The sequence below is a fragment of the Bacillus sp. FSL R5-0585 genome, from assembly GCF_038004545.1.
In the GTDB taxonomy this organism is placed as follows: domain Bacteria; phylum Bacillota; class Bacilli; order Bacillales; family Bacillaceae_G; genus Bacillus_A; species Bacillus_A cereus.
Genome location: NZ_JBBORJ010000001.1, coordinates 2,662,781 through 2,685,623 on the forward strand (window position 1 = coordinate 2,662,781; position 22,843 = coordinate 2,685,623).

Here is a 22,843-nt window from a genome sequence, read left to right on the forward strand (position 1 = left end):
CTACTATTCAATATAGGCAATTTGATCCACAACAATTTCTGGTGCTAATTCACTAATACAAAGTACTTGTGCTTCCACTTGATAACGTTCTAGCAGTCTTACAATCGCAAATCTAAAATCTTTTCTACGTGTTAATAACACTGGTTCTCTTCCCATTAAACGTGCTTGCTTAAAGACGCGCTGCACTTGCTCAACGACACGTGTTTCTAAATCTAAATCCCAGTTTAATAAGTAACCTTGATATGAATTATTCACAACATCCGCATCTAACTCGATTGAATCAGCGAAGAGCGCTGCATATATTTTTCCGTCCGGATTTTTCGCATTTTCACAAATAACTTTTGAAATACATTCACGAACAAATGATGTTACACCATCCACGTGGTTTTGATAAATTTCTTTGCCGTCAATAATACCTTCAATAATTGTTGGTAAATCACGAATAGAAATACCTTCTTTTAGAAGTTGTTTAATAACATTTTGAACAAGTGATAAATCAATTTCTTTTTTCTTAATCTCTTCTAATAGAACGCCATTATCATTTTCAAGCGAGTTAATTAAGTCTTTTACATGTTGGCGCTGAATTAATTCATGAAGATTACGTCTAACGACAACATCTAAATGTGTAATTAATATGCTAAGTGGCTCTAACACTTGATAGCCTTTCATTTGTGCATCTTGCACCATATGCTCTAAAATCCAATATCCATCTTCACCGAAAATTGGATCTTTCGCTGGCTCTGCATCTAAATCAGCCATTACGTTTGGTGTTTTCAGTGCTAATAAATAACCTGATTTTAAAACACCCTCAGCCGCCTTCGCACCTTTAATTCGAATAATGTAACGTCCGCGTGGTCTAAAACTCGTATTATCTTTAAAGTTAATTCCAGGAACGTTAATACCGAGGTCAGTAATAATTGACTTCCTCATAAGAACAACTTTATCACGCGCTGTTTCCCCGTTAATTTTCTGCTTTACAAGTGCTGCTAAATCTAAACCGAGTTCTACTATAATTGGATATTTATCCGTAAATACTCCAAATGAATCTTCCACTTGTTGCAGTTGCTCATCTTCGCCTTGAATCATTTCTATTTCTTTTTGAAGCTCGTCTTCTTTTTCTTTCTTTATTCGATTTTTATTACGAATGCCCAAGAAGATAATCGTTCCGCCAACGAGTGCGAATGGTAGAAACGGTAGCGGAGTAAAAATACCCATTGCGATAAACAAACCACCGAGCGCATATACAACAACTTCATGTGCTAATAACTCTTTAAAGATTCCTTCCGTTACCGTATCCGGTGAACCATCAAATACACGCGTTACGATAATACCTGTTGAAATCGCAAGCATTAACGAACCGATTTGGTTTACGATTCCGTCACCGACAGTTAACTGTGTATAATGAAGAGCCGCATCTGCAAAGCTCATTCCTTGCTGCATCATTCCGACAATTAAACCGAAAATAATGTTTACGAATAAAATGACAATCCCGAAAATAACGTCCCCTTTAATGAACTTCCCGGCACCATCCATCGCTCCGTAAAACTCTGTTTCCATATTTAATTTTTTTCGTTTTGCTTGTGCATCTTTTTCTGAAATAATACGCTGGTTTAAATCAGCATCGATAGACATTTGTTTCCCTGGTAAAGAATCAAGTGTAAAACGAGCTGCTACTTCAGCTGTACGCGATGCACCGTTTGCAACGATAAACTGGAATATGATTAATACTGTAAAAATAACGATACCAATTAATAAGTTTCCGCCAATTACGAACTGGCCGAACTCTTCAATAACATGACCGGCATTTCCGTCTGTCAAAATCGCTCGCGTCGTCGAAACGTTAATCGATACGCGGAAAATCCCGATTAATAACAACATCGTCGGAAATGACTTTAATTCATCCCACTCGTTAATACTTGTCGCTCGCATATAAATAAGTACTGACATACTTAGTAGAAAAACGATAATGATATCAAGTATAAATGGTGGAAGTGGAATTAAGAGCGCCACTACGAATGACGCTGCTAAAAAGATAGAAAAATAGGTTCTTGCAGAATCTATCTTAAACAAAGAGATCTCCTCCAAACGCGCTATTATACTTCAAGTTCGTTCGTCTGAATTAAATAGCGCATAACTTCAATTACAGCTACGTATAAATCTTCTGGAATCGTCTCATCTTCCTCGACTTGATAATATAAAGAACGAGCAAGCGGACGGTTTTCCACCATTGGTATTTCTTGTTCACGAGCAAGCGTTCGTATATATAACGCGAGCTCATCTTCCCCTTTTGCAACGACAATTGGTGCTGCATCAACGTGTTTATTGTAACGAAGTACGACCGAAATATGAGTCGGGTTGTTTACAATAAACGTTGCGCCATCCATCTTCTTCGCAATTGTTCCTTGCAAGATTGCATGCATAAAGTTTTTTCGTTTCCCTTTAACTTGCGGGTCCCCTTCATTATCTTTATGCTCTTGTTTCACTTCTTCTTTTTTCATCTTTATATCTTGCTCGTACTCCCATTTTTGATAAATGAAATCAATAATAGAAAGAACGATTAAAATAATTAAAATTGCTAAGAAAATAAATTTAATCTCCCTAATAATTTCAGTAAGTGATGCAGTCCAGTTAAATCCAATCATGCTGACAATTTTCTCTAAATTCTTTTTAAAGAGAACGTAAGCGACGTAACCGATTAATCCCATATAAAATAGTGATTTCAAAATATCTACTAAACTTTTACGACTAAACAGTCTCGTAAAATAGTTTTTCGGATTAATACGTGACGCTTTCGGTTTAATGACTTTAGAAGAAAATAGGAAGCCGACTTGAATCATATAATTGAATAAATGAAAAGCGTATACGAGTATTAATATCGGAGCCGATACTTTCAGTAATAAAATCCCCATTAAATAAAAATACTCGGTTGAATCTGTATTTTTTCCAATTTGATCAAACAGCACCGCTACGGAATTTGCAATCTCATACCCTAGCCAATCTCCGAAGAAATAAACGACAACTGCTAATACGAGAATGGAAAATAAATTATTTAAATCTTTACTCCGGGCAATATTCCCTTCTTCACGCGATTTTTTACGCTTCTGCGGGGTGGCCTTTTCTGTTTTATTATCCTTTGCCATGCGCGTCCCCCTACTTCGTTAAGAAAAAGTTAAATAGTTTCGTATACTCTTCAAGTAATACATCCGTCATATTTTTAAACACATAACCGAGCATCGGTACACTCATCGCAATAAACAAAATACCGCACGTAATTTTAATTACATATGCATTCATAAAAACGTTTAATTGCGGAGCGTTTTTTGCAATTAAAATTAGAACAAAGTTAATGATGAATAAACTTCCCATAAGCGGAAGAGCAATTTCAACCGCTGATGTGATCGCAAATAATAGCGTTGCGAGTAGACTATCTAAAAAACTAGTCGTCAGCAATTTTGAAATCGCCTCTGTATATTGAAACGACTTTAAAATCGTGGCAACGAAATAATTAATGCCGCCAAGTGAAATAAAAATAATGAGGAAGAACATATCAAAAAGTGTTGAAAGTAAAGTAGACTGGGATCCTGCATTCACATCAAACAAACTCGCCTGTGATAAACCGATATCAAAGTCTAAAATATGTCCAGCCATTTTCGGAATGTTCCACAGCATTTCTACAATTTTTGAAAGAGATAATCCAATGACAATTTGCGTCGCTGCATAAGCAGCTACATCCCAAACCGTCTTTATATGAGAAACATCAACTTGATCGGCAACTGTAATCGACAGACCGAGCCCAAATGTAACCTTCGCCATAGCTGGAATAGATCGTCCTGAGAAAAACGGTAAAAAATATAAAAATGAAGTAATGCGGCAAAACGCAAAAAACGTCGCCGCCCATAATTCCATATTCATTTCAGTTCACCTATCTTAGTACGAACGCAATAGCGATGGGATTTTATCAAATAAATCTAAAATAAGCGTCGTTAACTCTTGGAACATCCACGGACCTAAAATGATAATAACGAGGACAATACTCGCCATTTTCGGTAAAAACGTCAGCGTTTGCTCTTGAATTTGCATCATCGCCATAATGACAGCGATGATAATAACGACAATCATACTTACGCCGGCAACCGGCATTAAAATCATAACCCCTTTATAAAAAAAGGTTTGAAAAATATCTATAATTGGTGACGTATTCATTTATATGACTCCTATCACATAGCATCAAACGCTTCAGGCGACCGTTTTAAACATAATGTCGACGATTTTTGTATATCCACCTAAATATACGAAAACGAGTATTTTAAACGGTAAACTTAAAATCATCGGCGGTACCATCATCATCCCGAGGTACATTAAAAGTGTACTAATAATCAAATCTATAAATACAAACGCTAAATAAATGAACATCCCTGTTAGTAAACCTTTTTGAATTTGCGTTAACGTAAAGGATGGTACAAGTGTAAATAAGGAAAGATCTTTCAAATCTTTCGGCAACTCTTCTCCGCGTACTTTCAGCATCATTTTCAAATCATGCTTATACGTATGCTTTGACATATATTCTTTCATAATAGGAGCTGTCGTTTCCGCAGCTTGGCTTACTGTTATTTTCTCTTTCGTCATCGGATCCCACACATCGCTCTTCAGTTGCCCGAGTACAGGCTGCATCGTAAAGAGTGATAAAAATAATGCAAGTCCAACAAGCACTTGGTTTGGTGGTAAATTCATTACCCCAAGTCCTTGACGTGTAATCCCAAGAACGATCATAAAATAAGTAAAATGTGTAAATAATAGAACGATAGAAGAAGATAATGATAAAAGGGTAACGAGCGCAAATAGTTGTACACTTGAATTACTCGTAAACTCTTTTCCATTTTCGAAATTAATAAAACCGTTCGGGGCCGCATACGCTGGATTTACAAAAATAATTGAAAAAACGATAGAAAATACGAAAATAACGGCTAATAATGATAACTGTTTCTTTATTCTCATGATGGATCCTCTACTTTTTTCGTTTCAGTCTTCACCGCGTCTTCTAGTGCTTGTTGAAACTGATTTCCTGTTCCGGTTAATTGCACAGACTGCACACCGTTATTACTAATAACAGTGAACACTTGCTTTCCGTCCACTTCAAATAAAAAGGCACTCGTTTGATGATTTAAATACACGCCGTCTTTTACTTGAATATGGCCATTTTCACCCTGCTTAAAAAACTGCTGTTTGCGCGTCTTTTTCGTCATATAATATGCACCGTAACCGAGCGCACCAAACAGTAAAACGACTTGAAATAAGGTCGTCATATACGACATATGACTCCTCCTCTACTCTTTATCTTGCATTTGACTTTGGGCTTTCATAAGCGCCGCTTGTTTCTTATCAGCTTCAATTTCAGAAATGATAATACCGAATTTCTCGTCCATTACGATTGCTTCACCGATGCCGACTTTCATATTACTTAAATACACATCTACTTTATGTCCTAAGTTTTTCTCTACTTCCAGAACATCGCCAACTTTTAACTGCTTTACATCACCAAGTGTAATAGATGATTTTCCAAGCTTTACACCGAGTTCAATCGAAATATCTGAAACAGTATCAATATGTGCCTTACCTGCTTCATTTCGCTTTCCTGCAAAATCTTCTAATCCCATTAATGACACGGGAGATACTTCATGCTTCATATGGATCCTCCTACTCTACAAAACTTTTAAATAGGAGCGCCTTACGCGTTCCATCTTTTCCAATAAAACAATTAAATTTATGCTTTCCATCTACATAACCAAGTAATTCATCCGAAACTTTCGTATGAAGCGGAATAATATCGCCTTCTTCAATTTGTTCAATCTCACTCATTGTCATTTTCTGCTCACCAATTGCAACGTGAACAGGTTTGTACACTTGATTTACTTTCACTTCCACTTCAGACGTATACTTTTTACGTTTATCTGAAGAATGTTCGACAATATTTTCAGACGTTAACTTATCCATAATTTCTTCAACAGATAAGAATGGAATTCCGATACGCACCGTCGTATTCCAAAAATCTGTTTTCATATTTACGTTAAGTAATGAAATAATATCGCTCGCTGTCGTAATCTTTAGTGCATTCGGATCTGTTTCCGTCGTTACAAATTTCGGTTCAATCGCAACAACACTTTCGAATGATTGCTCTAAATTTTTACAAAGAAGCAAGAATATATTATCAAGCGTTAAAAACTCAAACGCTGTTAACGGTCTGCGCATCGTAAAGTTACGCTTACTATCTCCGCCAAGCCAACATTCATGAATATAAATAACGAATGCTAAATCAATCTCAATAACAATTTCTCCAAGCTCTGGTAAACCGAGATCAATTACGCAATATAAATAATAATCTTTCGGCATTTTCTCCACATACTCACTCGTAAATGGAACTTGCTCAACTGTTGAAGGCTCTAGTTCAATTGGAATACGCATACGCGCTGATAACGTCTGTGACGTCTGTTTTCCAAACGTAGAAGCAATCGCTTGCAAACTACGTAAATGCTCAACACCGAACTTCTCTGGTCTATTAAAATCATACTCTTGAAATTTCTCTTGCTTTCCTGCTTCTTGTGCGAAAGCTGGCATTTCCTCGCCTTCATTTACCGCCTTCAGCAGGGCATCAATTTGCTCTTGGCTTAATTTTTCGCCACTCATGACAATCCCCTTCCCTACCTTTTCAATTCAACGATTTCAACGTACATCTTTCCATTCTTCGTCAAAATCTTTCCGGTTCCAATCTCTTCATTCTCAAGCATAAGACGCACCGTATTTTTCGTTGAATTTTCAAGACGATACAATGTACCTTTCGTAATATGAAGCAGATCTTCAATTTTCTTTTTCGTATTTCCGATTTCAAAATAAATTGTTAACGGAATATCATCTTGTAATTTCAAATCTAGCCAACTCCCATATCATGTTCACGAAAATTTCATGTTCTCTCTATATATGAAACTTCTTATTTTGAAACGTCGATATTTAATATTTTTTTAATATATCCTTGCGTTTCTTTAAATGGCGGTACGCCTCCGTACTTTCTCACATTACCAGGACCAGCATTATAAGAAGCAAGCGCCAATACTAAGTCGCCGTTATTTTTCTTTAAATAACCGCTTAACTCTTTCACGCCACCTTCAATACTTTCAGCTGGTGAAAAGGGATTCTTCACACCCATCTCCTTCACATTCGCTGGCATAAGCTGCATAAGACCCATCGCACCGGCATGTGACACCGTTTTCGGATTAAAATTAGACTCTACTTCAATCATTTTTTGAATTAACGTTTTCGGAATTCCATATGTACGACTTACTCGATCAATAATATCCTCATACTTCCCTTCATTGGAAGAACGTATTTTTTGAATATTATACTTCTTCGTTAATTCCCACGTATCAGCGGCCTCATTTTTCGTTTCTGGGAAACGTCGTTCAAACTCTTTTTGCGCAACTTGCACTTCATCTGCTTTCTTCGTTTCAGCCTTTTCTTCAGGCTTACTCGCTTCCTCTACTTTATTAATAGTTTCTGCCGGTTTATTAACAACCGCTTCTATTTTCGTAGATTGTACCGGCTGACTCATATCTTCTACTTTTGCCGGCTGCGTAGTTTCTTTCGTCTCCTTCGCAGGTTCACTCTGCAACTTCTCTTGAAAACGACTACTAACGAATGCTTGTGGACTACTTAGCTTTTGCTGAATTTGCCCTTTCTTATATGCAAGCACTTCTTTTACTATATTTCCAACTATCATAATATCACCTTTTCGGTAAACAAAGATAATCTAATATTAGAGTTTTTTTTTAAAGTTTGCAATAATCCTTTTAATAATTATGTAATAAAAAAATGAATATATTGTTAAACTGTTATTTTTTTATATTTATTAATTCGAATTTTTAGTTGACACCCGTTGTGGCAAGGATTACAATAAATCTCGAAATTGATTTTTTCGCATATTACCGTTTTTCAATTTGCAGAAAAGTCAATATAAAAAAATGGGGGTTTCTTAACATGAGAATTAATACAAACATTAACAGCATGCGTACTCAAGAGTACATGCGCCAAAACCAAGCTAAAATGAGCAACGCTATGGACCGTTTATCAAGCGGTAAACGTATCAACAACGCTTCTGACGATGCAGCAGGTCTTGCAATCGCAACTCGTATGCGTGCACGTGAAAACGGTTTAGGAGTAGCAGCTAACAACACACAAGACGGTATGTCTTTAATCCGTACAGCTGACTCAGCTTTAAACTCTGTATCTAACATCTTACTTCGTATGCGTGACCTTGCAAACCAATCTGCAAATGGTACGAACACTGGTGATAACCAAAAAGCATTAGATAAAGAATTTTCTGCATTAAAAGAACAAATCGATTATATTTCTAAAAACACAGAGTTTAACGATAAGAAGTTATTAAATGGTGATAATAAAACTATTGCTATTCAAACTTTAGACAATGCAGATACTACTAAACAAATCAACATCAATTTAGCTGATTCTTCTACTTCTGCATTAAAAATTGACAAATTAACAATTAGTGGTTCAACAGCTATTGCTGGAAAAACAGAAACAGTTACAATTACTGCTGAAGACATTAAAGCTGCAGATGCAGACATCAAAGAATTCGATAAAGCTCAACAAGGTCTAGCAGACTTAGTAAAAGAGGTAAAAGAGGCTGATGGCACTGTAAAAACACCAGGTAGTACTCCTGCTGCAATTAACAAAGCTGTTACAGATTTTACACAATCATTCGAAAAAATCAAAAAATTCATGAATGACGAAGATATTGCAAAAGTTCAGGCAAAAATTGAAGCATTCGATGCTAGTAGCCCAGATGTAGACGCGGCTAAGGAAATCGGAAATGCATTTACAGCTGGTATGAAACCTGCTGAAGGAACAATTACTAAATCTGTTATGAAACCAAATGCTTCTGATGCAATTAAATCAATCGACGAAGCTCTAGAAACAATCGCTTCAAATCGCGCAACTCTAGGTGCTACATTAAACCGTCTTGACTTTAACGTAAACAACCTTAAGAGCCAATCTTCTTCTATGGCTTCAGCTGCTTCTCAAATCGAAGACGCTGACATGGCGAAAGAAATGTCTGAAATGACTAAGTTCAAAATCTTGAACGAAGCTGGTATCAGCATGCTTTCTCAAGCTAACCAAACTCCACAAATGGTTTCTAAATTATTACAATAAGCCATTTGAGTTATTTTCCTGAATAAACCTCTCTGCTTGCGGAGAGGTTTATTTTTTCTATATAGATAGATTATTTATAAAACTTTCTTTTTTATGTGGAAGAGAGTATCTGCGGTACATAGAAGCGGTTAGTACTTATCTTGATCCCCTCTTATGCTAAAACACAAATAGCAAATAAGCATAAGCCTTTTTATCTTTTCATAACCCTTTATTAGCTTCAGAACACTAACTATATTAATCTATAAGGAGTGTCTATTATGCGTATTGGTACGAATGTTTTGAGTATGAATGCTAGGCAGTCGTTGTATGAGAATGAGAAACGTATGAATGTGGCGATGGAGCATTTGGCGACTGGTAAGAAGTTAAACCACGCTTCTGATAATCCAGCGAATGTTGCAATTGTGACTCGAATGCATGCGAGAGCAAGTGGTATGCGCGTGGCGATTCGTAATAATGAAGATGCGATATCAATGCTTCGCACGGCAGAAGCTGCCCTTCAAACTGTGACGAATATTTTGCAGCGTATGCGTGATTTAGCTGTTCAATCCTCAAACGGTACAAATTCAAATGCAAATCGTGATTCGCTAAATAAAGAGTTTCAGTCTTTAACAGAACAAATTGGCTATATTGGCGAAACGACTGAGTTTAATGATTTATCCGTATTTGACGGTCAAAACCGCCCTGTTACACTAGACGATATCGATCATACGGTAAATATGACGAAACATATTCCCCCTTCCCCTACACAACATGACATCAAGATTTCAACAGAACAAGAAGCAAGAGCGGCGATTCTTAAAATCGAAGAGGCTTTGCAAAGTGTGTCACTTCATCGTGCCGATCTTGGTGCAATGATAAATCGTTTACAGTTTAATATTGAAAATTTAAATAATCAAAGTATGGCGTTAACAGATGCTGCATCTCTAATTGAAGATGCAGACATGGCGCAGGAGATGAGTGATTTTTTAAAGTTCAAATTATTGACTGAAGTTGCAATTAGTATGGTTTCACAAGCAAACCAAATTCCGCAAATAGTCTCTAAACTACTACAATCGTAAAAGTTCATCTTCCATCTTTGGAACGATTCCATACAAAATAAAAGGGAAATACATATAAACTATGTATCTCCCTTTTATTTTGTACCCAAATTTTATTACTGTGTTACGGTCATAACTTGTCCGCTACGATCAACCATAATTTTCATTTTACCGTCTTGTGCATTATATAGCCCAAGTTTATGTAATTCCACTTTACAATCTTGTACGAAAGTTGGTAATTTACGAATTTGATCAATATCAGAACTTGTAATGAAATGAATTAAAAGCTGCGTCATGCCTTTAATATCTTGTACAAGCTCTTCTTTCTCTCGTTTTAGCCTTTCATTTTCTAGTTGTAACGACTGCAATTCATCTTCTAGACTACGTGTATTCTTTGCTTCTCTAGAACGCCCTGCTGCCATGCTAGAAAGCTTATAAATACCTTCCATAAACTGATGTAGTTCGTCTTCTTTCCTTTCACTACACTGATTAATTGTTTCAAAGTTATCAACGATACCAGATATAACTGTTACAAGATTTTTTTCATCCTCTTTATGCTGGATTTCTTCTTTTAATTCGTACTCGTTTTCTTGTTTTCTTGCAGCGATTGTCTCTTTTACTGGTGTATATTTTCGCTTTCGTCCTGGTTTTTGTTTTTCAATATTTTCAAACGGTATTTCACGTTTTTTCAATTTATAATACGTATTTTGCAATTGACTTTCTGTTTTTGGAAAAAGATTTAGTTCATTTTTACTTACGTATTTTGAAATATTTAAAATGTTTAAACCGTGACGTTGACAAAATTGATACACTTCATACAGTAGCTCTAGTTCAGACTTGAGCCATGTAATTACTGATTTTTCATATGCTCGCATCCCGCCATTTTTTTCTATATCTATTTGAAATAATACCATTCTATTATGTAAATCAACTAATTCTTCATACTTTACTTGGAATTCTTTTTCTATTTTTTTAAATTCCACCTCTAGTTGCATATCGTTCATTTTATTATTTGACATGTTTTGCAAAAGACCTAATACATTAATTGCTGTGTGGTGATACATAATCTGTGCCACTCCCCCTCATCCTTTCACAATTCTCATCTGACTCCCATGTCTTTTAAGAAAATAGCAATTTTTACATATCCATATTATAACAGTTCGAAATTATCTGTCAAATAATAAACATACAAAAATGTATAGAAAGTATAAAAATTTGGAAAATGTTTTTTTATTAATATGCAAAATTGCATATTAATTACATTTAATTATATTATATGGTATTTTGAATGTTTTTTCACCGAAAAAATTTGCGTTACCACGAAATATTACTAAAATAACAATCGAAAATACGTTTGCTTATATTTTTAAATCAAAAATCTCTAAATAAAGATTATTCACACATACAGCGACAAACACCCAAGAAACCTTTCATTTTTCTACCAACTTAAAGTATAGAATACTAAAAAGGAATTAGCCATATGCAGCATTGGCTAATTCCTTCCTCTCTCTAACAGAATAGAGTTATAAACCCAGTCTTCAAATCCTCAATCAAAGTCTCACTTCTTCTTACCTAAAACTACTTCATACCTCTGAACTCACATCGCATGAGACTCTATTAAGCACTAACCGCTCAACACTTAGCTAGAGCTTCTATTCCGGCTAAATAGAAGCTTTTAAAGCACTAACTTATCAACTAAACCAATTAGCTCTTGAATATCTGGCTTACTTACTTGAGCATTTGCTCCTACAGCTTCACCTTTATGGAATAATTCATTTGTAATTAATGAAGAGAAAATAATGACTGGTAAACGATTCATTACTTCACTATCCTTAACCACTTTCGTTAAATGATGTCCATCCATTTTTGGCATTTCAATATCCGTAATTAGCAAGTGAATATGCTCAAACATTTTTTCGCCTTGCTCTTTCGCTAATTTTTCAATTTGCGCTAACGCTTCTGCACCATTGCTAAAGAAGTTCATTTTTGTATATCCAGCTGATGATAATGTTTCTTCTAATATTTGGCGAAGCATCGCTGAATCTTCTGCAATGTAAATTACTTTTTCAGCTCGATCTGTTTTTTGTTCTAATCCTGCAATTGATTTATTGTCATAACCAGTGCCGCTAATTTCACATACAATTTTTTCATAATCTAATAGTAAGATGATTTTTCCATCTAGTTTTACAATACCAGATGTCGTTTCTTCTAGTCCCATAGATAATGAAGCTGGTTCATCAATTTGTTCCCATGAAATACGTTGAATACGATGCACTTCATCAACGCGGAAAATAACTTTCATTTGGTTTAATTCTGAGATGATAAATTTCGTTTGATCAAGTGGCTTTGTTGACTTTAAATTAAGAGCCATCGCTAAGTTAATAACAGGTAAAATTTCACCACGTACTTGAACAACACCTTCAACTGCATGATGAGATTCTGGCACAGTTGTAACAGGGAATGGATTAATGATTTCACGTACTTTCATTACATTAATACTAAATAGGTTTTCACCAACAGTGTACGTAACAATCTCTAATTCATTTGTTCCGCTTTCTAATAAAATACTTTGTGCTTGTGACATAAAGGTGTCGCTCCCCTTCCATTAATTCCGTATATCTAATTATTAAGCTTTATAAAAGAGAAAAAGTCAACTACCTATATAAAAAATATAGATAGTCGAACGATTCATTTTATAAAAAAACAATTAATCTTGTATAAACGAAGCAAGTGCCTCTAATAAAACTTCTTGTGCACCTACAATTTCCGTCGGCATTGCTTCCCATTTTTTCGAAAGCTCTGTCTCTACTCTTATTCTCAGTTCAGAATTCATTTCTGCTAACACATATTCTTTCGTTGCTATATCAACATCAAGTAGCGCAAGTGCATATAATTCCGGGTCATTTATTTTTTCGAATAATCGCTTTAATACTACCGGTGCTATATGTTTTAATTTTTCAATATGAATTTCCTTATCCGAAAATAGTAACTCATATTGAATAAACGTAACATTTTCTTTAATCACTTTAAAATAACAATTATTTTTTTTATCATTCACAAAATAACCGTTTGGATCTGCAATAATACTCTCTACTTTACGAATTAAATCTGGCAAACTATTCGCCGCCATTACAGTCCGCTGCTCAACCTCACTCGGCGAAATGAATGTAACGCGATACTTATTTTGCGCCATCCTCCTCACCTCTCCTTTTATAGAAATTCAGTCTAATCGTATATACAACTACCTTAAATTAACTTAAAACTATTTTATATTACCACTTCTTACACTACCACACTACTCTAGTAACGCTACATATCTCTGGTCTTACACATCGGTCGGGACTCTATTAGGCACTAACCGCTCCAAAACATCGCCAGGTCCTCTCTCAAAACCTAAAAAGTGCTTTTAAGAACCTTTCAATAACTCTATGTTATTAAACCAAAACGCTATCTGCTGATCCGTAATATTTGGCAACATAACAAAAAACTCACGACACTTCATCTCATCCTTAAACAGTTGATACTTCCAAACACTATCGCTACCAACACTTATGAAATAAAACTCATGGATACGGCCAATGATCGCTTGTTTTTCGCCAAATGAATACGGAGGCACTTGCTTAATTTCAAATTGATCTGGTAAATATACATGCTCTTCTCGTTCTATTTTTAATACTTGCTCGGCAAGTTCACGTTTATTTTCGAAAAAAGGCAATTGTAAAATTCGCTCTTGTCTTGTCATACGAATAAAAAACCCTTTCTACTCCATTACATTTTTTCCATGCGATATATATTATCGAATTAAGTTTACAACTTCATTTAATACTTCATCTGAAACTTTAATAACTTTCGCATTTCCTTGGAATCCGCGTTGATATAACATTAAGTCAACGAATTCTACAGATAAATCTACGTTTGCACCTTCTTGTGCACTACCACGTACTTTTCCTGCTCCATTTTGTCCAGATGCACCAAGAGCTAAAATACCCGTCGTATTCGTCGCTGTATAGTTACCATTACCAGTTTTCATTAGTCCGCCTTCGTTCGGGAACATCGCAACAGCTAATTGGCCAGCAGCTTTCATGCTTCCATCAGAATATTTTACCATCACATATCCACCATCAGCAATGAAGCAATCTTTAACAGTCGCCGCCGCTCTACCATCTACACCTGTTACTGATAATGTTTTATCTGTTGGATGATTCGTTAAATTACTTAAGTCTAGTTTTATATTGCCGCCATTAAATGGAATATTAGCTGCTTGCTCTTTCGGACTTGGATTTCCAACAGCATCAAATGCCATATTACCGCCTGCACCTTCAACATCCTTAAACCCTTCTTTTTTCGAATCATTGCGCATCTGTACTTTATATGAATAATTATGTTCGCTCGTTTGTGTAAACTCCACACGCATCGTCCAAGTGTTACCAGCATTATCATATATAGGTATCTCTTGTGAGATTGCTTTTGCATCAGCTGGAATATTCCCTCCAACTACACCTTTTGATGTTCGAATACCACCAATTGCCGTTCCCATTGGAATTTGCAACGGTCCTGGAATTCCAGATAAATCAACTTCACCAGTTGCCTCATTTGCAGGGTATGCAAATACGTATTGACCTTCAGTATTCGTAATATAGTAATCTGAAGATATCCCAAACGTACCTTTACGAGTAAATTCCATATTTCCGCCTTTTGAATCACCTACAACGAAGAAACCATTACCTTCCATTGCTGCTTGTGTTTTACCACCTGTTAACGTAATTGTACCATCACTATAATCGGTAACCGTTCCGCTCAATTTTACACCGTTACCGATACTTTTTGGGTTTGTTCCAGCATATTTATCATCGGCTTTTGCACCAATCGAATTGTTATATAGTAAATCATCAAACATTGCTTTTTGTTTTTTATAACCTACTGTTTGTGCATTGGCAATATTATTTGAAGTTACACTTAATGCATTTTGTGTTGCATTCATCCCTGTAATACTTGTATATAACGCTTTAATCATAACGTATGGACACTCCTTATGAATTTGTAGTTTTTACTTCTTCAGTTACTTTTTGATCGTCTTTCTTTGCGTCTTCTGGATTCGTTTCCCCAATCGGTTTATCAGACACTCTCTCAACGAAACGAAGAGAGACAACTTTATTATTAATAACGAGCTGTACATCGTTATTTTCCGCAAGACGAACCGTTTCTACTTGACCGGTTACTTTGTTTCCGTCCCCGTCAACACCTCTTACGTATTTCCCTAAAAACTTCATTCCACCATCAAGTGCTGTTGAATACATCGTTGATTGCAGCTTATCTACTGCTTTCGTCATATTCTGTACTTGTTCCATAAGAGATAACTGCGCTGTCTGATTCATCATTTGATTCATATCCATCGCATTAAATGGATCTTGATGTTGGAAACTTGATAAAAACAATTTTAAGAAATCATCTTTCCCCATTACCCCAGGAGTCTTTTGCGCTCCTGCTGAAACTCCATTACTTTGTTGCACTGGCGATTGTACACCATTAACAGGTACATTACTTTTTTGCGCTCCTGCTTGTAACGGAATATGATTTGTACTCGTTGTATTTAATCCAACTGTTGGCACGCTTTATTCCTCCAATAATCCCGCAAATTCTGTTGATTGTTGTTTTTCATGATTTGTATTTGCTAATTTCTGTTTTTGCCTTTGCTCTTGTTCTCGCTGTTCTTTGCGATTTTCATCTTTATCTGAATAGCTAATTTGAATATTGATTTCTTTTTCTTTTAACTTTAATCTCAATTCATCAAAAATGATTTCAACACGTTTTTTCGCATCGTGTTTTTCCATTTCTACGTGAACGTCAATTTGATCTCCGTGTTTTTTCATAAACACTGTTAATGTACCAAGTTTTTCTGGATTTAACTGGAATAAAACACGTTCTTGTTTCACTACAAATTTTTGCAGCGCTTCTACTTGCGCTTCCATTTTCTTTCCTAAGTCAGGTAATGAAACTTTCTCAGCACCACTATTTGATTTCCCTATTTGTTCGGTACTCGTCGTTTTATTTAATAATTCTGCACCTGCAGAGCTCGAATCGTTTAATGCATCAACTTCTGGCAACTCTACCTTTGCATCATCGCTCTCAAGTTTCGGAAGATCTACCTCTTTAGACTCTTCTTGTTCCTTTGCAATATTACAAGTTTCTGTTTCTACAACCTTCAATGCTTGCATCGTTTGCTCTGGCATCTTCATTTTGTCTAATACCATTTGCATTGTATCTTCTAAACATATAGCATTTTTGATATTCATATTTGAAAGAAGTTCTTGTAATTGTTGTAATTCAGCTACAGGTAATTCATTAAGTTTAATATTGCCATATTCTTTATATAGCTCTTGTATTTTTTGTATGTATTGATATAACAATTCCGGCTGCACATGTAATTGCTCAATTGCAACCATTTGCTCAGATACAGCTAATAACAACTGTTCTGTCTCTTTTTTTTCTTCTTTCTTTACAATAGGTTCTTCTTCCGTTACCGATTTTTTAGAAAGAATATAATCTTTTCTCTCTTCTTTTGGTGCTTCTTCTCGTTTCGTTTTCTCCGTTTGCGGCTGTTTTTTATTTTCCATTCTCATCGTACGATCGAATGAAGAATCTTCATTTTTTGATTGTACTTCTAGCCCTTTTTCTTTTTGCGGAGGTAAACTTTGTTGCACCGGTAATACAGACTGTATCACTACATTCACCTCATCCATTCATACACATTTTCAAATCCAGAAGCATTTTTTCTTCCAGCTTTTCTTGTGCTTTCGTAAGCTTTTTGCAATCTTCTTGATACATCTCATCAATGACACGTTCTTTTTCTTTTACTTGCTCTAAAAGACTTTCATTTTTTTGAATAAAACCTTCCGTTTTTTTAATTTTCCGATTCCATTCTTCTATTCTTTCAGGTGAAAACGTATGTGAAGAAAGCATACCAGCCATAATACGTTGCCCAGTTTGTACGACTTTACTACGCGATTTCACAACATATAAATCATATTCTTTTTTTTGTTCTATTTTTCTTTTTTCAGCTGTTAATTCATACACTTCTTTTAAAATATGTTCTTTTTCTTGATTTATTTGCAATTTTATTGTGTCGTACTGCTGTTTATCCACCTGTTTTCATAACCCCTTTCTATTATAACGTTCTCTTTTTCTATTATATAGTTTTTTTCCAAAAAAATCTGTGAAATATTAAAAAACAAAAAAATAAGACCTCTTATGCAGAGGCCTTATACTATATGCTGTATCGCTTCAACGATATCATCAAATTGGAAACTATCCGATCGACCTTGCTTTAAAAATGTATTTATGCCTTCTACTTTATTTTTACATTCAAAAATATAAGCATTTTCTTCATTTTCTTGAATCGTTCCTAGCTTAAAATACAATTCATTTTCTTTATAAATTGATAAAATCTTTCTCATTTCATTTGCAAGTTGCCAATGATGTGGCGAAACAATTTCTTCCATAATCCTACTTACTGAATCTAATACTGAAATTGCAGGATAATGACTAAGCGTTGCAAGCTCACGCTTTAATACGATATGTCCATCTAAAATACCACGTGCTAAATCTGGTACAGGACCATTTAAATCGTCCCCATCAACAAGCACCGTATAAATACCTGTTATAGATCCCTTTTGTGTTTTACCGGACCGCTCTAACAGCTTCTTCATATAACTTTCCATTAATAGTGTTTTACCACCAATCGGTAACTCTTTAACAGCAATATCAACACTTCTTCGTGCATCGGCAAAACGAGTAACAGAGTCCATCATAAGTAATACGTTATTACCTTGATCACGGAAGTATTCAGCAATAGACGTTGCGAGTTTCGCTGCACGAAGTTGCATAAGATGACTTTCATCTGACGTCGCTACAACAACGACGCTTTTTCGCATACCTTCCTCGCCTAACTCTTTTCGAATAAAGTCTTTTACTTCCCGGCCACGTTCTCCTACTAAGCTAATAACGTTTATATCAGCTTTTGCATTTTTTGCTATCATTCCAAGTAAAGTAGATTTACCAACACCTGACCCAGCAAAAATACCAATCTTTTGACCGATACCAATTGTTAGCATAGAATCAATTGATTTTATTCCTGTTTCAAATACATCGGTAATCTCTTCACGTTCAAATGCATGTATAGGCGGTGCATCTAGTTTTATTTTCTGTAATGGAATGTTTTCAGCTTTCTCATTTAACACTTCACCATTTGCACTTAACACTTTTCCGAGCAAGTGATTACCACGTGGTACAACAACATCTTCTGAAACTAGTGTCACTGAATCTCCATAACATACTTTTTCTGTCTGTTCAAATGGAAGTAGCATATTATTTTCTTTTTCAATAGCAATCACTTCACATAAGACGTTATGTTCTCCAACGAAGCAAACATCTCCGATCTTCGCTTTCGGCCCTTTTGCTACGAAAAACTGTTCTTGTACACTATGAACTTTGCCTACTTTCGTATACAGCGGTGTTTCAATGAACTTATTCCATTTTTCGTTCTCATTCATTAACAGGCGGCTCATACATTTTGCTCCTCAAATAACTTCTCTTCTTCCCATTTCTGACGAAGTTTCGCAAATATAGGTGCAAATTTAAATTCAAAGAACTCTTTCTCTTCTTCCAGAACAAATTCACCAAACTGCAGGGAGAAATCATATTTCCATTCTACTAATTGTAGTAACCAATATTCTTTCGTATTCTCCTTCTCTTCTTGAATACGTTCAAACGTTTCTGGATGTACTGTAATGATTAATTTTTCAAACGAAGTTGGCAATGTTTGCACGATGCCAGTTAAAATAGGTAGCACATCAAGCAATCGTGAATCTACCGCTTGATTCACGATTTTTTCTGCTAAATGAAATGATTGATCCCATAATAACTCTGTCCATTCATATGCTATTTCTTGTTGTTCTTTTTGAAACTGCACACGCGCTGCTTCCATCTGTTCCATTTGTTCATGAATATGCATTTGAAATTGTTCTTTATCTTGTAATAACTGCTGACGCTCTCGTTCTAGCATTTGCTGCTCTTGCCTTAGCTGATTCATTTCCATATGTAATGATTCTTGCTGGGCGCGAAGCTCTGCATGATCTGCTTGTAATTCTTCCTCTTCTATTTGGACTGAAGCTGGTTTTGGAAATTGTAATTCATACGTTTCTTCAGAAAAAGAAACAGAATTCTTCGGAATTCTGTTTTTAAATAAGGACATCCTCTTCACCTCTTTGAACGATAATTCTTCCTTCTTTCTCTAGCTTTTTCACTGTACCAGTGATCGTTTGCTGCGCTTTTTCAGCATCCGTCATCTTAAGCGGTCCTAAGCCATCTAATTCTTCTAGAATCATCTCTTTACGGTTTGAAGACATACATGTAAATAATTTCTCTTTAATTTCTTCTTTTGCAATTTTAAGTGCTTTCGCAAGAACACCGTTATCTGTAATTTCTTCTAATACACGGCGAAGCGCAAGATCTTCAAGACCAAGTAAGTCTTCAAAGACAAACATATTTTCTTTAATTTTCTCAGATAACTCATAATCGACTTCATCCAGTTTTTGAAAGACTGTTTTTTCAACACCTCGTGAAACATTATTTAAAATGTTTACGATTGTTTTCAAGCCATCAGTTTTATTAATTGCACTAAATGCCATATTATTTAATTTCGTTTTTAACAACTCACCAATTTGATTAATTAGTTCACCATCAACTTGTTCTAGTTTCGCAATACCCATTACCGTTTCTACTCGCTTATGATCTGGCAATCTCTCAATTAATTGAGACGCAAGTTGCGGTTTAATATAAGAAGCGATAATTGCAATTGTTTGTGGTGACTCATCATTAAGCACTGTAAGAAGTGGTTCTAAATCTGTAAGTGAATTTAAGAATTCAAATGGATTATCTTTGTTATACCAAAGGTCTTCCAATAATTTTTCCAGTTCGTCTTCTGGCATGTTTTTAAATATACGACGAATATACTCTTTATCTGGAGTGACTAAGTTCAATTCTTTTACATTTAGTTCATATAAGAACTCTCCTAGTACATTCTCTAACGTTTCTGGTTTATATACACGAAACTTCGCAATTTCACGAAGTAATACTTCTTTTTCCTCAGCTGTCATATATTCAATGACTTTTGCTGCCACCCCTTCGTCTAATGTACGAATGAGGATGGCAGCTTTTTCTTTGGAGGAGATTTCATCTAACATCGTTGTTCCTCCCTTACTGTCCGTTTAACCATTTTTTAATTACTTTTGCAGTTCCTTCTACATGTTCTTTCGTAGCATCCTGCACTTGTTCATCTAACGTTGGTTCTTTCGGTTCTTCTGGTTCAGGTTTTGGCTCTGGCACTATTTTTTCTTCAGGAATTTCCAAGATACTTTCATTACTTGCAGCAATTTCCTCTTCTGCTAAGTATTCTTCATATTCCTCTTCTTCTTTCTTTCTCTTACGTCTTGCTAATAAGAACCATACTAGACCACCGATTGCTAATAAGCCAGCTGTAATTCCACCGAATAACCACCAGTTCATACCACTTTTTTCTGGCTCTTTCTCTTTTTCGGCTTTCGGCTGATCGAACTGAACAGTTACAACGTTAACTTGACCATTTATAAAGTTACCGTTCGGATCAGCTTGAAGTCCTGCCGCTGTTCCGATCGCTTCTTTAAAAGTTGTCATATCAATTCTACGTTTTACTAACGTATCATTATCTACCCATACAACAACATTCGTTTTCGTTAATTCTGGGTGTTTCTTAATTGTTTCAACTGTTTTATCTATTTCATAATTTTCAATTTTGTTGCCATTTTTATTATCGTAGACAACTTTACCATTTTGATTATTGTTCGTACCGTAGTTTGGCACTTCACCGTTCGCTGTAATACCAGCACCTTGCTTCGTATCTGCCCCTTCTTGCGCAGTAGAGCTTTCTTCTTGCTCTTGTTTACTACGAAGTACACCTTTATCACCATACTTCTCTGACTGACGTGTAACTTCATCGTAGTTTACAGATACTTTCGTATTCACTTTATATTCATTCGGTTTAAACATCGTCATTAACGTTGCATCAATATCTTGCTTTAATTTACCTTCAAGTTGGTGCTGCATCTCTACTTCTTTCTCATAAGAAGAGGAACTACTAGAATGTGCTTCATCTGCTCCTTTTGAGATAACACCTTTTTTACTATCAATAACACTTACTTCTTCTGCCTTCACACCAGGAACTGCTGCACTAATCATTTGCTGTATACCTGCAACTTGATCAGCCGTTAACAATTGTCCACGTTTCACTCCAACCGTAATCGCCGCTGTTCCTTTCGCTTTTTCTTCATCAAAAATTGTCTCTTTTTCAGGCAATGTAATTTGAACATTTGCCGTTTCAACTGTCGCAAAGTTTCTTACAATATCTTGTTCCAATTGCTTCTTCGTACCGACAATTTGCTTCATTTTTTTATCTTGTTCACTTGAACCGAGAGAGCTTTCTAATAAAATTTCTTCACCGCTTTTCGAATTAAACGGTAAGCCCATCCCATTCATTTCTTTTCGAACCCATGGAGCATCATTCTTTTGCACACGAATTGAACCATCGGCCGCTAATTGGTAATCGACACCTAACTTCGATAATTCTGCTGTAATCTCTTGTTTATCTGCATCATTTAAATTTTGATATACAACAACATATTTATCTGGCAAGGTGAAGTATAAAAGTGCTCCTGTTACAATCGCTAAAAGCGCAGCACCGATTACTAACTTATGCCACGTTTTTAACGATTGGATAACATTTTTCATCTTTTCCATTTAAACACACCCGTCCACTTTCCTAAATTTGCATATTAATTAGTGACTTATAATTTTCAATAAGATTATCACGTACGAGAGCAGCTGTTTTCATTTGAGACTCAGCTTTCTTTTGCTGAATTAAAACGTCATGTGTTTCTCCTACCCCTTTAGTTAGTAAATCATATACTGCTGTTTGCGCATTGTTTTGCGTTTGATTCATATCTTCCAATAAATCAATAAACTTTTTCTCCGGAGCTACCGATGTTTGAGAAGTTTTCGGTGCACCAATTGACTGAATTGCTCCAAATGGTTGTGTATGTAACATTGGTTGAATTTTCATATTACTATCTTCCCCCTTATCCTCGGCCGATTTCTAAATCTTTATCAAGCATTTTTTTATTCGCATTTAATACACTCGTATTCGCTTCATACATTTTTTGAGCAACCATTACATTCGTCATTTCAGCAGTTACATCAATATTGGGATAACGTACATATCCTTCTTCATTTGCGTGCGGATGCGTCGGATCATACACTAAATTTTCCGTTTTGTCTGCTTCAATACTTTTTATTTTTACTCCGTTAGTAGGAGCCCCATCTAGCATACTTGCAAAACTATTGTTTGATTCTAGCACCACACTACGACGCTCATATAAATCTGCCCCCGGAGCCGCCGTCGTATTTGCATTTACAATATTGTTAGAAGTAACTTCCATCCACTTTCTCGCTGTCGTTAGTCCTGAGCCACTTGCATTTATTGCCTGAAACATCCGTTG

The 22,843-nt window shown here is 35.6% G+C and carries 26 protein-coding genes; 2 read left to right on the forward strand and 24 right to left on the reverse strand.

What is annotated here, in order from left to right; all coding sequences use genetic code 11:
- Window positions 1–3: 3 nt before the first annotated feature.
- The 10 genes from flhA to MKY38_RS13645 all read right to left on the reverse strand — a co-directional run bounded on the left by flhA (window position 4) and on the right by MKY38_RS13645 (window position 7,768).
- Entirely contained in the window at window positions 4–2,070 is a 2,067-nt protein-coding gene (gene flhA / locus MKY38_RS13600; RefSeq protein ID WP_078385179.1) for a flagellar biosynthesis protein FlhA, read from the reverse strand.
- A 23-nt stretch (window positions 2,071–2,093) separates the two neighbouring features.
- On the reverse strand, window positions 2,094–3,140 hold the full coding sequence (gene flhB / locus MKY38_RS13605; RefSeq protein WP_001030111.1) for a flagellar type III secretion system protein FlhB: 1,047 nt from the start codon (window positions 3,138–3,140) through the stop codon (window positions 2,094–2,096).
- 10 nt (window positions 3,141–3,150) lie between these two features.
- Window positions 3,151–3,912 carry a flagellar biosynthetic protein FliR gene (locus MKY38_RS13610; RefSeq protein WP_001055706.1) on the reverse strand — a complete coding sequence of 254 codons (762 nt, stop codon included), beginning with the start codon at window positions 3,910–3,912 and terminating at the stop codon, window positions 3,151–3,153.
- 15 nt (window positions 3,913–3,927) lie between these two features.
- On the reverse strand, window positions 3,928–4,203 hold the full coding sequence (locus MKY38_RS13615) for a flagellar biosynthetic protein FliQ (protein ID WP_001098085.1): 276 nt from the start codon (window positions 4,201–4,203) through the stop codon (window positions 3,928–3,930).
- A gap of 33 nt (window positions 4,204–4,236) precedes the next feature.
- On the reverse strand, window positions 4,237–4,995 hold the full coding sequence (locus tag MKY38_RS13620; protein ID WP_001220582.1) for a flagellar type III secretion system pore protein FliP: 759 nt from the start codon (window positions 4,993–4,995) through the stop codon (window positions 4,237–4,239).
- A complete protein-coding gene (locus MKY38_RS13625) occupies window positions 4,992–5,312 on the reverse strand; it encodes a hypothetical protein (protein WP_000121178.1) in 321 nt (106 codons plus the stop codon). The genes MKY38_RS13620 and MKY38_RS13625 overlap by 4 nt, the downstream gene beginning before the upstream one ends.
- A gap of 12 nt (window positions 5,313–5,324) precedes the next feature.
- Complete coding sequence (gene fliN, locus MKY38_RS13630; RefSeq protein ID WP_000680010.1) at window positions 5,325–5,684, reverse strand: flagellar motor switch protein FliN; 360 nt, start codon at window positions 5,682–5,684, stop codon at window positions 5,325–5,327.
- A 10-nt stretch (window positions 5,685–5,694) separates the two neighbouring features.
- Window positions 5,695–6,681 (reverse strand): flagellar motor switch protein FliM, encoded by a 987-nt coding sequence (gene fliM, locus MKY38_RS13635; protein ID WP_000012360.1) that lies wholly within the window; start codon window positions 6,679–6,681, stop codon window positions 5,695–5,697.
- 14 nt (window positions 6,682–6,695) lie between these two features.
- Entirely contained in the window at window positions 6,696–6,920 is a 225-nt protein-coding gene (locus MKY38_RS13640; protein WP_000775712.1) for a flagellar motor switch protein FliN, read from the reverse strand.
- A gap of 62 nt (window positions 6,921–6,982) precedes the next feature.
- A complete protein-coding gene (locus MKY38_RS13645) occupies window positions 6,983–7,768 on the reverse strand; it encodes a lytic transglycosylase domain-containing protein (protein WP_078385178.1) in 786 nt (261 codons plus the stop codon).
- Window positions 7,769–8,025: 257 nt separating this feature from the next.
- Here MKY38_RS13645 and MKY38_RS13650 point away from each other — a divergent pair, with 257 nt between their 5' ends.
- Window positions 8,026–9,219, forward strand: coding sequence for a flagellin N-terminal helical domain-containing protein (locus MKY38_RS13650; RefSeq protein WP_078385177.1), 1,194 nt, complete (start codon window positions 8,026–8,028; stop codon window positions 9,217–9,219).
- Window positions 9,220–9,476: 257 nt separating this feature from the next.
- A complete protein-coding gene (locus MKY38_RS13655) occupies window positions 9,477–10,277 on the forward strand; it encodes a flagellin N-terminal helical domain-containing protein (RefSeq protein WP_341049133.1) in 801 nt (266 codons plus the stop codon).
- Between the two features lie 95 nt (window positions 10,278–10,372).
- Here MKY38_RS13655 and MKY38_RS13660 read toward each other — a convergent pair whose 3' ends face one another.
- From MKY38_RS13660 to flgC, 14 genes are all read right to left on the reverse strand, one after another.
- A complete protein-coding gene (locus MKY38_RS13660) occupies window positions 10,373–11,320 on the reverse strand; it encodes a DNA-binding domain-containing protein (RefSeq protein ID WP_341050310.1) in 948 nt (315 codons plus the stop codon).
- Between the two features lie 611 nt (window positions 11,321–11,931).
- A complete protein-coding gene (locus MKY38_RS13665) occupies window positions 11,932–12,840 on the reverse strand; it encodes a chemotaxis protein (protein WP_000075943.1) in 909 nt (302 codons plus the stop codon).
- 123 nt (window positions 12,841–12,963) lie between these two features.
- On the reverse strand, window positions 12,964–13,449 hold the full coding sequence (locus MKY38_RS13670) for a hypothetical protein (protein ID WP_000068301.1): 486 nt from the start codon (window positions 13,447–13,449) through the stop codon (window positions 12,964–12,966).
- A gap of 213 nt (window positions 13,450–13,662) precedes the next feature.
- On the reverse strand, window positions 13,663–13,998 hold the full coding sequence (locus tag MKY38_RS13675; protein WP_000198166.1) for a DUF3964 family protein: 336 nt from the start codon (window positions 13,996–13,998) through the stop codon (window positions 13,663–13,665).
- Window positions 13,999–14,049: 51 nt separating this feature from the next.
- Window positions 14,050–15,270 (reverse strand): flagellar hook protein FlgE, encoded by a 1,221-nt coding sequence (locus tag MKY38_RS13680; RefSeq protein WP_058839178.1) that lies wholly within the window; start codon window positions 15,268–15,270, stop codon window positions 14,050–14,052.
- Window positions 15,271–15,286: 16 nt separating this feature from the next.
- Window positions 15,287–15,865 carry a flagellar hook assembly protein FlgD gene (locus tag MKY38_RS13685; protein ID WP_001143462.1) on the reverse strand — a complete coding sequence of 193 codons (579 nt, stop codon included), beginning with the start codon at window positions 15,863–15,865 and terminating at the stop codon, window positions 15,287–15,289.
- 3 nt (window positions 15,866–15,868) lie between these two features.
- Window positions 15,869–16,978 carry a flagellar hook-length control protein FliK gene (locus MKY38_RS13690; protein ID WP_137049681.1) on the reverse strand — a complete coding sequence of 370 codons (1,110 nt, stop codon included), beginning with the start codon at window positions 16,976–16,978 and terminating at the stop codon, window positions 15,869–15,871.
- Between the two features lie 10 nt (window positions 16,979–16,988).
- The gene (locus MKY38_RS13695) at window positions 16,989–17,399 is read right to left on the reverse strand and encodes a cytoplasmic protein (protein ID WP_341049134.1); all 411 of its coding nucleotides are present in this window, start codon (window positions 17,397–17,399) and stop codon (window positions 16,989–16,991) included.
- A gap of 116 nt (window positions 17,400–17,515) precedes the next feature.
- On the reverse strand, window positions 17,516–18,820 hold the full coding sequence (gene fliI, locus MKY38_RS13700; RefSeq protein WP_086404332.1) for a flagellar protein export ATPase FliI: 1,305 nt from the start codon (window positions 18,818–18,820) through the stop codon (window positions 17,516–17,518).
- Window positions 18,817–19,506 (reverse strand): FliH/SctL family protein, encoded by a 690-nt coding sequence (locus MKY38_RS13705; RefSeq protein ID WP_000051695.1) that lies wholly within the window; start codon window positions 19,504–19,506, stop codon window positions 18,817–18,819. Before MKY38_RS13705 ends, fliI begins: the two co-directional genes overlap by 4 nt.
- Window positions 19,493–20,497, reverse strand: a complete 1,005-nt coding sequence (fliG, locus tag MKY38_RS13710; protein ID WP_000883356.1) for a flagellar motor switch protein FliG — start codon at window positions 20,495–20,497, stop codon at window positions 19,493–19,495. Before fliG ends, MKY38_RS13705 begins: the two co-directional genes overlap by 14 nt.
- A gap of 13 nt (window positions 20,498–20,510) precedes the next feature.
- Complete coding sequence (locus MKY38_RS13715) at window positions 20,511–22,085, reverse strand: flagellar M-ring protein FliF C-terminal domain-containing protein (protein WP_053514213.1); 1,575 nt, start codon at window positions 22,083–22,085, stop codon at window positions 20,511–20,513.
- A 22-nt stretch (window positions 22,086–22,107) separates the two neighbouring features.
- Entirely contained in the window at window positions 22,108–22,407 is a 300-nt protein-coding gene (gene fliE / locus MKY38_RS13720) for a flagellar hook-basal body complex protein FliE (protein ID WP_000701670.1), read from the reverse strand.
- 16 nt (window positions 22,408–22,423) lie between these two features.
- The gene (gene flgC / locus MKY38_RS13725) at window positions 22,424–22,837 is read right to left on the reverse strand and encodes a flagellar basal body rod protein FlgC (protein ID WP_000484680.1); all 414 of its coding nucleotides are present in this window, start codon (window positions 22,835–22,837) and stop codon (window positions 22,424–22,426) included.
- Between the last annotated feature and the right edge of the window lie 6 nt (window positions 22,838–22,843).